The organism is Pseudomonas sp. REP124 (assembly GCF_020164475.1).
Classification (GTDB): domain Bacteria; phylum Pseudomonadota; class Gammaproteobacteria; order Pseudomonadales; family Pseudomonadaceae; genus Aquipseudomonas.
In genome coordinates this window covers 1-1,617 of the sequence record NZ_JAIQWX010000281.1, presented here as the reverse complement: position 1 = coordinate 1,617, position 1,617 = coordinate 1, and the positions used below count along the sequence as shown (strand labels likewise).

Here is a 1,617-nt window from a genome sequence, read left to right as displayed (position 1 = left end):
GGCCGATTCTGTTGAAAAAGTAGCTCCCCTGTCTGGCCTGCTGCAAAATCTCTGCATTGGCCGGTGGGGGATCACACAGCATGATGGGACAGTTATCGAGTGGGCAGGAACGACTGTTTTACTCGTTCAACCTTGAAGATCACATCCCCACCAATCACCTTCTGCGAAGCATTGATCGGTGTCTCGATCTAAGTGAATTGCGCCATTACCTCGCCGATTTCTACAGCCCGATTGGGCGTCCTTCGATTGATCCCGAACTGATGATTCGCATGCTGATCGTGGGCTATTGCTATGGCATTCGCTCCGAGCGGCGGTTGTGCGAAGAGCCTCATTTGAACCTGGCATATCGTTGGTTTTGCCGGTTGAGCCTTGAAGACGAAGTCCCCAATCACTCGACCTTTTCCAAGAACCGACACGGCCGTTTTCGGGACAGTGATCTGTTTCGCTGGTTGTTCAATGAAGTGCTGCGTCACTGCATGGACGCTGGCTTGGTCAAGGGCGAAGGCTTTGCCGTGGACGCCAGCATCATCAAAGCGGATGCGAGTCGGCAGCGCGGTGTACCAGGTGATGAACCGGTCAACTGGAGCGATCCGGCCCTGAGTACTCGCGCCGTGCGTGAGTACCTCGAAGCCCTCGATGAGGAGGCACTGGCCGAAACGCTACCCAAGCGCCTGTCGCTGACGGATCCTCAAGCCCGCTGGACCGCAGCTCCAGGTGGCCCAGCGTTTTACGCTTACTCGACGAATTATCTGATCGATACCGAGCACGGCGTGATCATGGACGTGGAATCGACACCGGCTCATCGAACCGCAGAAGTCGAGAGCACCAAGACCATGATCGAACGCGTCGAAGCGCAATTCGACATCAAGCCGGAACGCCTCATCGGCGATACCGCGTACGGTACTGCGCCGATGTTGGCCTGGATGGTGGAGGAAAAAGACATCGAACCTCACGTGCCGGTGTGGGACAAAACCGAGCGCAAGAACGACAGTTTCTCGAACAACGATTTCCAATGGAATGAAGAGGCGGAGGAATACCGCTGCCCGGCCGGCAACGCGTTGCGCAGCGAATGGCGAGCCTTCAAGAACGAGCGTTCGCATATCACCAAAGCCAACACCATCATCTTCCGATCCCGGCAGACCGACTGCGCTGCTTGCCCGATGAAAGCCAAGTGCTGCCCGAACACGGCGTTCCGCAAGATCGCTCGCAGCGTCCATGAAGCCGCTCGTAATGTGGCTCGGCGCATCGCAGCGACAGCGCAGTACGTGCGCTCTCGCCACGAACGTAAGAAGGTCGAAATGTTGTTTGCCCACCTCAAACGCATCCTGAAACTGGATCGCCTGAGACTACGTGGCATGAGTGGCGCGACTGATGAGTTCACGTTGGCTGCTGCGGTGCAGAATCTGCGACGGCTAGCCAAACTTACTTCTCAAGGGCCACCACTCACGGGATAGGTGCGTCTGCACGAAGCAAAAAACCTCAAACCAACCCAATAACAGAGCAGCAAAGGTCAACGAAGGGCCGAAAAACCACGCAACGTGGTGAGTAGGTTCTCCGGTTGTGGTCGTGCCCCAGTTCAGGCGAGCTGAAAATCAGACTTTTTCAACAGAATCGGCC

The 1,617-nt window shown here is 56.3% G+C and carries 1 protein-coding gene; it reads left to right on the top strand.

Annotated features, from left to right (window positions below):
- The first annotated feature begins 80 nt into the window (after positions 1-80).
- Complete coding sequence (locus K9857_RS30205) at positions 81-1,454, top strand: transposase (RefSeq protein WP_224542223.1); 1,374 nt, start codon at positions 81-83, stop codon at positions 1,452-1,454.
- The last annotated feature ends 163 nt before the right edge of the window (positions 1,455-1,617 follow it).